The sequence below is a fragment of the Pseudomonas juntendi genome (assembly GCF_009932375.1).
Lineage (GTDB): Bacteria > Pseudomonadota > Gammaproteobacteria > Pseudomonadales > Pseudomonadaceae > Aquipseudomonas > Aquipseudomonas juntendi.
The window spans coordinates 39,394-48,399 of sequence record NZ_BLJG01000115.1 but is presented as its reverse complement, the minus strand read 5'-3'; the positions used below and the strand labels follow the sequence as shown (position 1 = coordinate 48,399).

General features: G+C 66.4%; 5 protein-coding genes. All 5 read right to left on the bottom strand.

The window, feature by feature from the left end; all coding sequences use genetic code 11:
* Nucleotides 1-214: 214 nt before the first annotated feature.
* From GYA94_RS16360 to glgA, 5 genes are read right to left on the bottom strand one after another with little or no spacing between them, the layout of a single operon-like run.
* The gene (locus tag GYA94_RS16360) at nt 215-496 is read right to left on the bottom strand and encodes a DUF2934 domain-containing protein (protein WP_110676759.1); all 282 of its coding nucleotides are present in this window, start codon (nt 494-496) and stop codon (nt 215-217) included.
* Between the two features lie 17 nt (nt 497-513).
* The gene (locus tag GYA94_RS16355; protein ID WP_161892717.1) at nt 514-3,288 is read right to left on the bottom strand and encodes a malto-oligosyltrehalose synthase; all 2,775 of its coding nucleotides are present in this window, start codon (nt 3,286-3,288) and stop codon (nt 514-516) included.
* Nucleotides 3,285-5,366, bottom strand: coding sequence for a 4-alpha-glucanotransferase (gene malQ, locus GYA94_RS16350; RefSeq protein WP_161892716.1), 2,082 nt, complete (start codon nt 5,364-5,366; stop codon nt 3,285-3,287). The genes GYA94_RS16355 and malQ overlap by 4 nt, the downstream gene beginning before the upstream one ends.
* Nucleotides 5,363-7,105: a malto-oligosyltrehalose trehalohydrolase gene (gene treZ / locus GYA94_RS16345; protein WP_161892715.1), complete on the bottom strand. Its 1,743-nt coding sequence runs from the start codon at nt 7,103-7,105 to the stop codon at nt 5,363-5,365. Before treZ ends, malQ begins: the two co-directional genes overlap by 4 nt.
* Nucleotides 7,106-7,119: 14 nt before the next feature.
* Nucleotides 7,120-8,679 (bottom strand): glycogen synthase GlgA, encoded by a 1,560-nt coding sequence (gene glgA, locus GYA94_RS16340; protein WP_054912205.1) that lies wholly within the window; start codon nt 8,677-8,679, stop codon nt 7,120-7,122.
* Nucleotides 8,680-9,006 lie beyond the last annotated feature (327 nt).

Sequence of the window (9,006 nt, the reverse complement as noted above, 5' to 3'; positions counted from 1 at the left end):
GCTTCGCGGAGGAGGGTTGGGGCAAGCGAGGGGGTTTTCTTGGGGGTACGGGGGCTCATGGCCGTGCTCGTATGGCCGTGGTTGCAGGTATGGAAGTGATGCAGTGCTGCCCAGGTGCCCTCTCGGTGGCGCCCGGTCCCCTGAAGCAACCACGACCGCCAGCCGTGTGGCGATCATGGGGGGGCGGGCAGGCCGCGAAGTGGCCGAAACCGGTTTAACCGGCAGTTGGCTTTTTGACCGCCCGTGGTTTCTTCGCCGCCGCGGGTTTTACCCCCGGCAGTGCCGCGACCTTGGGTTCGGCCGGCGGCTTGGGCTCGGCTGCCGACTTGGGTTTGGCAGGGGCCCGCTTGCGCGGTGCGGCTTTTGGCGCCAGGGCCTCGGCCTCGGCCAGCTTGCGGGCCATTTCCCAGTGGCGGTCTTCTTGGCCGGCGGGTTTACCTTCTGACTCCCAGATCTGGTAGGCAAATTCGCGAATACGCTTTTCATCGACACTCATCGAAACGCTCCTGATGCTCAAGATTGTTGGATCAACAGGTTGACCGGAAACTCCGCCAGCACGGCGCTCAACATCAGCTCCCTTGATGAGCTGACCGCCGCGCATGGGAAAAGTCCCGTCGAATTGGCAGGTGATACGGCAAACGGTAAAACCAGCCGGGTGTCGTCCCAGTTCTGTGCCGGGATCAACGGTGTTGGCGCGCTGCCGAGCAGGCTGCTGGCCAGGCGCGGGGCCACGACGATGGCGCGTTCGCCTTCACCCAGCCGGGCGAAGGCGATGACCTTGTCGGCATGCCGGCCCTGTACCGTCAGCGGCAGGTAGGCACCGCGGCGGAACAGCTCGGCATGTGCCTGGCGGCAGTCCAGTACACGGGCGACCAAGGCCTGCTTGAGGCGGCCATCGCGCCAGTGCGACAGCAGCTCGGCCACGGGGGTGGCGCTTTCCAGGGTGGCACGCCGCAAAGCGTAGTCCACGGCGCGGCGGTTGTCCGGGTCGACCAGGCTCAGGTCCCAGTATTCGTTGCCCTGGTACAGGTCGGGCACGCCCGGGGTGGTCATGCGCAGCAGGGCCTGCACCAGGCCATTGAGGGCGCCGGGGCAGGCGAGCAGTTGTGCGGCATCGGCCACCGATTGGCGCAACTGCTGGTTTTCACTGCCCAGCAGCAAACCGTCCAGGTAGCGGGCACAGGCCGCCTCGTAGGCTTCGTTCGGTGCGTTCCAGCTGCTGCGCAGCTTGGCCTCGCGCAGGGCCTTCTGCTGCCACTGGCGCACGCGTTCGGCGTATTGGCGCAAGGCGTTGGCGTCGTGCAGGTCAAGGTCCAGCGGCCAACTGCCGAGCAGCGTCTGCAACAGCATCAGCTCGTCGCCGGGGCTGGGCGCCAGGCCGTCCTCCAGCGGCGCACGCAGCGGCGCCGCCAGCTCGCGCCAGTGCTCCACGCGGCTGGCCAGCCACGGCCCACGCTCGCTGAGCACGGCCAGGCGGGCGCGTGTGTCTTCGCCACGCTTGTGGTCATGGGTGGCGGTGGCCAGCAGGTTGTCGGGGAAGTCGCGCAGGCGCCGTTGCGCTTCGTTGTGGAAGTGTGCCAGCGGGGCACTGAAGCGCTCGGCCTCGAAGCCCACATCGTTGCGCGACAGCAGCCGCGCGCTGCGGTAGAAGGCCGTGTCCTCCACCGCCTTGGCGGCACTGGGTGCGGTCAGTTGCTGGAAGCGCACGCAGGCATGGCGCAACTGCTTGCGCGCGCGCCCCGGCGGCAATTGCCGCCAGCCTTGGCCACCCAGCCACTGTTCCAGTTGGTCGAGCAACGGCCAGTCGGCTTCCGCCAGGTCCTGGCGGGCATTGGTCAGGGCTTGCTGGAAAAACCCTTCGTCTTCAGCCGGGCGCCCGCAAGCATTGAAGTAGGTGCGGTACACCGGATAGTGCGCCACCAGCGCCTGCAAGGCACGGCGGATGGCGCCCAAGGTCAGGTCGCGGGTCATCAGGTCGTTGCGGGCGACCTGCAACAGCGCCTGGGCTACCGACTCGCAGTCGCCTGCCAGGCTGGCGTTGAGCACCAGGTGGCGCGCCTGGCGCACTTCTTCAGCAAAGGCCGGGCGCTCGCTGACGTTGGCCCACAACTCGGTCAGCGGTGCCTCGCCGGCCGGGTCGTGCTGCAGCAGCGATACCTGGTTCATGAACTCGTAGCCAGTGGTGCCGTCGGTGTGCCAGTCGAGGTGCAGGTGTTCGCCGCTGCCGAGAATCTTTTCCACGTAGATCGGGAAGTGTTCGACCGCGGCGTTCAGCGGCCGACTGGCCAGCAGGCCGTCGACGCGCCGGCGCAGCTTGCGGCAATAGCCGCGCGGGTCGGCCAGGCCGTCGATATGGTCAATGCGCAGGCCGTCCACCAGGCCGCGTTCGATCAGCTCGAAGAGCTTGGCGTGGGTCGCCTCGAACACCACCGCGCGCTCGACCCGCAGGCCACCCAGTTCGTTGATGTCGAAGAAGCGCCGCCAGTTGATGTCGTCGGCGGCGGTGCGCCAGCTGGCCAGCCGGTAAGTCTGGCGCTCCAGCAGCAGGTGCAGGCGCTTGAAGCCGCTTTCGGCACGGCTGTCGAACGCCACCAGGGCCGATTCGAGGTCTGCACCCTGCTGCACCAGGCGCGCCAGTTCGGCGTGCAGGGGCAGGGCGTCAGCCAATGGTGTGGCCGCTTCGCCCAGCGCCGTGAAATGCTCTGCAAGGGCCTGCAAGGCGGGGTCCGGGCTCAGGGCCAGGATCCAGCCGTAGTCGATCGGGCAAATCGGGAAACGGTGCTGGTAGTGGGCGACTTGCAGCACGCCTCGGTCCTTGTCGAACTCCAGCGGAAGTTCGCCGTTTTTCAAGCACACGCCATAGTCGTTGCCCAGGAACGGCAACAGCAATTGCCCGGCCAACAGCGGATCGCTGGAATGCCACTGGATGTCGAAGAATTCTGCGTACGGGCTACGCCGGCCCCAGGCCAGCAGGCATTGCCACCACGGGTTGTCCGCGCCGCCTACGGCCATGTGGTTGGACACGGTGTCGAGGATCAGCCCCATGCCATGCTGGCGCAAGGCCGCGACCAGGCGCTGCAACGCCGCCTCGCCGCCCAGCTCGGGGTTGACCTGGGTCGGGTCGACCACGTCGTAGCCGTGGCGTGAACCGGCACGGGCCTTGAGGATGGGTGAGGCATACAGGTGGCTGATGCCCAGTTGGGCGAAGTAGGGCACCAGCGGCACGGCGTGGTCGAGGGTGAAGTCACTGTGGAACTGCAGGCGCAAGGTGGCGCTCAAGGGCTTCATCGGTCACGCTCCCAGGCTTGTTCGCGGGCTTGGGCAAGCAGCTCCAGGCGCCGCGCGGCATCGTCGTCATTGAGCAGTTCATGCACCGGGCGGGCGAAGCGCCGGCGCCAGTTGGGGTGGCCGGTGGTGGTGCCTGGCAGGTTGGGTTGCTCGTCGCAGCCCAACAGGTCTTCCAGCGGTATTAGCACCAGGGGCGCCCGGGTATGGCCCACGTAGCGGATGGCGGCATCGATCACGGCGTCATCGTCCTTGAGCACGCCATAGTTGGCCTGCAAGGTGCGGCGCAGGCCGTCGTGTTGTTTCTGGCGGTCGTGGCGCCAGTGCAGTTCGGTGGCAGCGTCAATGAGTTGCAAGCGGTGGCTCCAGTCGATGTCGCGGTTTTTCAGCCAGCCGGCCAGGGGCGCCAGGTCGTGTGTACCGGTAGTGGCCAGGGCGTTGTCGGGCCAGTCCAGTATCGGCGTGAACTGCCCAGGCTGGCGCTGCTCGAAAGGCAGCACGCGCATGCCCAGCACGGCTTTCTCGGCCAGGGCTTCGCGCAGGCCGGCGGGCACCGTGCCCAGGTCTTCGCCAAGGATGATGGCCTGGTGGCGGCGCGATTCCAGCGCCAGCAGCCGCAGCAGGTCCTCCAGCGGGTAGTTGAGGTAGGCACCTTCGCTCGGCTCGGCACCTTGTGGTATCAGCCACAGCCGGCGCAGGCCCATGACGTGGTCGATGCGCAGGCCGCCGGCATGCGCCAGGTTGGCCCGCAACATTTCGATGAACGCGCGGTAGCCGTTGCGCTTGAGGCCTTCGGGCGAAAAGGCGCAAATGCCCCAGTTCTGTCCGGCCCGGTTGAGAATGTCGGGCGGTGCGCCCACATTCAGGCCCGACAGCAATTCGTCCTGGCGGCTCCAGGCCTGGCTGCCGGCACCGTCGGCGCCAACTGCCAGGTCGGCGATCAGGCCCACCCTCATGCCGTTGCCGCGGGCGGCCTCGTGGGCGCGTTGCAGGCCACGCTCGGTGAGCCATTGGCAGAACGCGTGGAATTCCACCTTGGCCGGGTAGGCCTCGGCGATGGCCTGGACTTGCGGGTGACAGGGGTCTTGCCAGGGCGTGGGCCAGTGCCGCCAGTCGGCGCCCAGGCCGTGCTCCACGGCATGGGCCTGCAGCACTTCGAAGCGGCAGTGATGCTCCAGCGCTTCACCGGCGGCTTCGCGGAAGCTGTCGAAGTCCTCGCGCAGCGGGTGGCTGCCTTGGCTGAACCCCTGGTACAGCGCCTCCAGCACACGCAGCTGGGCGCTGGCGGCACGTGGCCAGTCAACCAGCGGGCGCTGCTGCAGGTCTTCCAGCTGTTGCTCCAGGCCGCAGGCTTCGATGGCCATGCGCACTTCCCGTTCACCCAGCAGGGCGGCGGGGCTGGCGTACAAGGTATTGAGCAGCAGGCGGCTGGAGGGCGAGTAGGGGCTGTAATGTTCCTGGTCGATGGCCGACAGGGCATGAATCGGGCTGATGGCCAAGGCATCGGCGCCGCGCTCTGCGGCCGAGCGGGCCAGTTGTTCAAGGGCCAGGCAGTCGCCATAACCGCCGTCGCCAGGGCGGCGCAGGCTGTACAGCTGAACCGCCAGCCCCCAGCAGCGCGCGGGTGTTTGCTGCGCGCTGTGCTCAAGGCTGTCTTCAAGGCTATGGCAACGGGGCGGCGCTACGGCCACCGTGAAACGGCGGCTGTCGATTTCGACCTGGTGGTAGCCGACAGGCAGTTCACCGGGCAGGCGGGCCTGCCGGTCAAGTTCCAGCACACGCGTGGCGCTGTCCTCGAGGGTGCAACGGGCGACCCTGGCCGCGCTGAAATAGCGCGACAGGTCCAGCGGCTGGCCCTGGTCGGCCGTCAACAAGGGCGGTAGGTGCTCACTGTCGTCAGCGGTCTCCAAGGCCTGCAGGCTTGCGGCGATTGCCGCATCGTCGCCGGCCGGGTGGCCCAGGCTTTCGAGCAGGTTGCGCAGCACGTGGTCGCTCACGCGCTGAGGGCGGTCATTGGCGTCGATCCAGTCGCGGCTAAGCCCGACGCGGCTCGCCAAGCGGTGCAGGGCGGTTTCGCTCATGGGCGCTCCTGGGCAGGGGGAAGCAGGCTGACCACGCAGCTGTACGCCGCCAGTTGGCTGTCGGGGTGGCGAGCATCGCCGCTGTCGAACAACCGCAAGGGCGGTGGCGGCAGCTCGACCGGCTGCGGGCTGTCGGCCAGGTTCAGGTCGATGCGCAAGGTGTTGCCATTGCCCAGCCGCCAGCGTGCGGTGACTGCCTTGTCACCGTGCACCTCGGCGCCCAGCGCACAGCTGCCAGGCAGGTGCGGTACCACATGGTGGCGGCGCAGGTCGAGCAACTGCTGATACAGGCCGTGCCAGCCGGCCAGCACCTGCTTGCTGTAAGGGCGCGATGCGGCATAGGTCTGTTCGGCGTTGGGATCGGGAATGTGCTCGCGCTGCTCGGGGTCAGCGAAGGCCTTGAAATGGGCGAACTCGCCACGGCGGCCTTCGCGCACTGCATCGGCCAGTTCGTCGTGGAAGTCGGTAAAGAACAGGAAGGGCTGGCAACTGCCTTCTTCGTCACCCATGAACAGCAAGGGGATCATCGGTGCCATCAGGAGCAAGGTGGTGGCAGCGCGCAGCGCCGGCGGTGGGCACAGGCGGGTCAGGCGCTCGCCCAGTGCGCGGTTGCCCACCTGATCGTGGTTCTGCAAGAACAGTACGAAGGCACTGGGTGGCAGATGCGCACTGGGTTCGCCGCGCGGCGTTCCGTGGCGGTTGGCCTGGCCCTGGAACACGAAGCCTTCGGCCAGGCAGCGTGCCAGCTGGTCGATGGGGCGGTCCTTGTAGTCGGCATAATAGCCTTCGGTCTCGCCGGTGAGCAGCACATGCAGGGCGTTGTGGCCGTCATCGTTCCACTGCGCGTCGAAACCCTGTTGCAACAGGGTGGCCTGGTTGTGCTCGTTCTCCAGCACCAGCCACACGTGGCGCCCGGGCTCCACTGCGGCACGCACGCGCTCGGCCAGTTCCACCAGAAAATCGGGCTGGTCGATGGCATGTACGGCATCCAGGCGCAGGCCGTCGCAGCGGTAGTCGCACAGCCACATCAGTGCGTTCTGGATAAAGTATTCGCGCACCTGCGGGCGGCGGAAGTCGATGGCCGCGCCCCAGGGCGTCTGCCGGTCTTCCCGGAAGAACGGGCTGGCATACTGGTGCAGGTAATTGCCGTCGGGGCCGAAGTGGTTGTACACCACGTCCACCAGTACCATCAGCTTTTCACCATGGGCCTGGTCGACCAGCGCGCACAGTTGCTCAGGGCTGCCGTAGGTGTGCTGCGGGGCGTAGGGCAATACACCGTCGTATCCCCAGTTGCGCTCGCCCGGGAACTGCCCCAGGGGCATCAGCTCTATTGCGCTGATACCTAGCGCGGCCAGCTTCGGCAGTTGCCGGGCTACGCCCTGGTAGCCATCGAGCAGGCCTACGTGCAGCTCCTGAATGACCGCCTCGTGCCAGGGGCGGCCTAACCACGGGTGCTGCCAGGGGTAGCTGGCCACATCCACCACCTGGCTGGGGCCGTGCACGCCAGTGGGCTGGTAGCGCGACGCCGGGTCGGCCACCTGCAGTTCATCATCAATTCGAAAGTGGTAACGGTCGCCGGCCCGGCAGGGCGCCACGCCGCTGAACCAACCGTCTTCATCGGGCTGCAGGGCGATAGCCGGCTGCTGCTCCAGTTCCACGCTCACGCTGCGCGCATCGGGTGCCCAGAGGGCGAAGCGCGCCGACGTGGCGTCCAGCAAGTGTGCGCCATGCCTGTGCATCTTACTGCCCTCGCTCAGTAGTGGCTCAGTTGTGCTTGCTTGACCAGGTCTTCGTACAGCCGGGCGTAGGGTTCCACCGCCTGGCACCAGTTGAACGGCTGGGTCATCGACAGGCAGCGCATGGCGTTGAGCAGGTCCTTCTTGCCATAAACATAGAAGGCGCGGCCAAGCGCTTCGCGGTAGCTGTCGACGGTCGACTCGTTGAACAGGAAGCCCGTGACCCCGCACTCGATGGTGTCAGCCAGGCCGCCGGTATTGCGCGCCACTGGCAGGGAGCCAAAGCGCTGGGCATACATCTGGCTGAGCCCGCAGGGCTCGTAGCGCGAGGGCATCAGCAGGAAATCACTGCCGGCGAACATGCGCCGGGCGTCGGTTTCGTTGAAGCCGATGCGTACCCCGATACGGCCTGGGTGGCGCAGCGCCAGTTCGCGCATGGCCTGTTCTTCCTCGGGCTCGCCACGGCCGATGATCGCGATCTGCCCGCCTTGTTCGACGATGTAGTCGGCCACGCCCAAGGTCAGGTCCAGGCCTTTCTGGTAAACCAGGCGCGAAACCACTGCGAACAGTGGGCCGTCGGAGTCGTCCAGGCCGAACAGTTGGCGTACTTCGTGGGTATTGCGTGCCTTGCCTTCCCAGTCATTGATGCTGAAGTTGTGCTGCAGGTGCTTGTCGGTGGCCGAGTCCCAGCTTTCGTCGATACCGTTGGGTATGCCGCCAAGCAGGCCTTGCTGGGCTTTGCTGGCGAGGAAACCATCCAGGCCGCAGCCGAATTCCGGGGTGGTGATTTCCCGGGCATAGGTGGCGCTGACCGTGGTGATGTGGCTGGAGTAGGCAAGGCCGGCCTTGAGGAACGACAGCTTGCCGTAGAACTCCATGCCTTCCTGCTGCATGGCGTGTTCCGGGATGGCCAGTTCGGGGCTGCAACCACGGCTGTACACACCTTGGTAGGCCAGGTTGTGGATGGTGAACAGGGTTGGCGTGTTGAGGCCGCGCCAGTGCATGTAGGCTGGCGCCAGGCCGGCAGGCCAGTCATGCGCATGCACCACTTCGGGCTTCCAGTGGATCATGCCTTCGCCGGCTGCGATTTCCGCCGCGGCCAGGCCCAGGCGAGCGAAACGGATGTGGTTGTCTGGCCAGTCGCGACCGTTGTTGGCGCCGTAGGGGGTGCCGTCGCGCTGGTACAGTTCGGGGCAGATGAGCACATAGATGACCAGGCCGTCGGGCATGTCCATGCGGCCGATCTTGCATGGCGGCAGGGCTGCGTGGCCGCCCAGTTCGCCGACGATATGGATCGGGTTGTCGCTTTCGACCACCTGCGGGTAGCCCGGGATCAACACCCGAACATCGTGCAGGTGCGCCAGGGCGCGCGGCAGGGCTGCAGACACGTCACCCAGGCCGCCCGTCTTGACCAGGTCGGCGATTTCCGAGGTCACGAACAGAATCTTGCGCTTGTTGGGGTTGTGCTGGCGCTGGGCGCCGGGTGCCTTGGCTGTCGTGGCGAAATCCGGGGTGAGCGGTTCGCGCTTCTCGGTGGTGAACGTGTTTACGTGTGGCTCGACAGCGGCACTGATCATACTTCTCTCCGTCCCTATGCTTGCCGGGTGCTGGCACCCGTGGCGTTGTTTCGTGCTAATTCTCTCTGCTTGCTGAATACGTACTGCTTTCCATGCCCCAAGGTCGTGCGCACAGGCACCGCGCTCCCGGCGTTCCGGCCGAAGGCGTTTGAGCGGGTAGGGGTGGTGGCCGAAGCTGGGAGATCCCGTTGCGTTTGGCCTACTTAGTTCCTGACCTGCCCGCGTTCCGTAAAGTTCGACTTATTTTCGTCACTCTTCCATTGAGCAAATCGCGGGCCGAAAACCGAGTGTAGGAGAGAAAAGGCAGAAAAGGTGACCCACCGGTCA

Bases quoted from the DNA above. Each gene is read 5' to 3' on its own strand.
- GYA94_RS16360 (WP_110676759.1), bottom strand. From the start codon at position 496: ATGAGTGTCGATGAAAAGCGTATTCGCGAATTTGCCTACCAGATCTGG.
- GYA94_RS16355 (WP_161892717.1), bottom strand. From the start codon at position 3,288: ATGAAGCCCTTGAGCGCCACCTTGCGCCTGCAGTTCCACAGTGACTTC.
- malQ (WP_161892716.1), bottom strand. From the start codon at position 5,366: ATGAGCGAAACCGCCCTGCACCGCTTGGCGAGCCGCGTCGGGCTTAGC.
- treZ (WP_161892715.1), bottom strand. From the start codon at position 7,105: ATGCACAGGCATGGCGCACACTTGCTGGACGCCACGTCGGCGCGCTTC.
- glgA (WP_054912205.1), bottom strand. From the start codon at position 8,679: ATGATCAGTGCCGCTGTCGAGCCACACGTAAACACGTTCACCACCGAG.